We start from the raw sequence: 1,640 nt of genomic DNA on the forward strand, positions 1-1,640 counted from the left end.
TCTGGACACAACCAACAACCCAACCCGCCATCAGAATCATCCGGGCAGGAAGCCCTCGCTCAACCCATAGGCTTTTTCACTAGCCTTCTGTATTCAGATTCTGGCGGGGATAATGGAGTCCCTGAACAACACCCACATACTTTGGGCTTGAATTGTTTCGTGCATCCCTGTCATGGGGCTTGTCAATTCCGGCAGTCTTCCGCCTCATCCAATAGCAGAGCGCCCGATCGTGAGGAAAGTTCGACAGACCACACGGCAGCAACGCCCGGACAAAGCTCATGCCCTCATTTGGCCAATAGATACTGCTCTGTTTGCAAACCTGTTAACGGGGTCGCCTCAGACGGGGTCGCCTCAGACGGGACCGCCATAGACTCAATGGTTGCAGTGACAATCGATAAAAACGCCCCTGCCGGGCAAGACATTTGCAGTTTGATTATATTCGGGGAGGATGGCCAGCTGCTGCAATGTGGGAAGGTTTTCAAGAATGCACAATTACTGTCGCGTCACAAAGGCAGCTACCACTCTGGGCAAAAAATCTGTGACCTGACTGTGGTCGGGGAGGATGGTCAATTGCAGCCGTGCGGGACGGTCTGCAAGAATGCGAACGCTTTAACGTATCACAAAAACAGAGACCACACGGGGCAACAAACCTGTAATGTAACTGTGATCGGGAGGGATGGTCTGCAACGGCTCTGCGGGACTGTCTGGAGAAATGCCGCAGTTCTGTCCATTCACAAAAGCGGACATCACACCGGGGAAAAAAACTGTGACGTGATCGTAATCGGGCAGGATGGCCAGCCGCGGCCATGCGGAAAGGCCTGCAAAAATGCCGCAGCTCTTTACGCTCACAAAAGCGGGCAGCACGCCGGGCAAAAAACCTGTAACCTAACCGTGATCGGTGAGGATGATCAGTCGCAGCCATGCGGAAAGGTCTGCAAGAATACTAACGCTCTGATGAATCACAAAAAAAGAGACCATTGCAGGCAACAAACCTGTGACGTGATCGTAATCAGCGAGGATAATCAGCCGCAGCTATGCGGAAGAGTCTATAAGAGTGTCCACAGCCTGTCGGCTCACAAAAGTGGATACCATAGCGTGCAACAAACCTGTGAAATGACCGTGACCGGGGAGCAAGGACAGCCGCGGCCATGCGGAAAGATCTGCAAGAATGCTCAAGCCCTTAGGGATCACAGAAAAATAGACCACACCGGGGCACAAACCTGTAACGTGACAGTGGTTCGCAAGGGTGGTCAGCCGCAGTCATGCGGGAAGGCCTGCAAGAATGCTAAAGCCCTTTCAACTCATAAAAGCGAATATCACACCGGGCAAAAAACCTGTGACATAACCGTGGTCGGGGAGGAAGGTCAGCAACGGCCATGCGGAAAGGTCTGCAAGAATGCAAAAGTCCTGTCGAATCACAAAAGAATTCATCGAAAACGCAAGCCTTCTGTCGTGGATCAGAACGATGAACTCGGGCCTTAACCTGAAAACTGTCCTTTCATGAGGTTTTCTTGATCTATCCTTGCTCTGTACAAGTCAGAATGCAGGGATAGAATTATTAAGCACTCACCCTTTGCGGCAAATTGGTTGCTGTTACTGACGTTGTCTGTCGTTTGTCAGGCCGAACCGTTGACAGAACG

Annotated in this window: 1 protein-coding gene; it reads left to right on the plus strand. The window is 51.6% G+C overall.

What is annotated here, in order from left to right:
• The coding region (locus KDK19_RS17615) for a hypothetical protein (protein ID WP_257254725.1) at positions 1-1,482 on the plus strand (1,482 nt) is incomplete at its 5' end.
• Between the last annotated feature and the right edge of the window lie 158 nt (positions 1,483-1,640).

The organism is Endozoicomonas sp. ONNA1 (assembly GCF_024606325.1).
Classification (GTDB): domain Bacteria; phylum Pseudomonadota; class Gammaproteobacteria; order Pseudomonadales; family Endozoicomonadaceae; genus Endozoicomonas_A.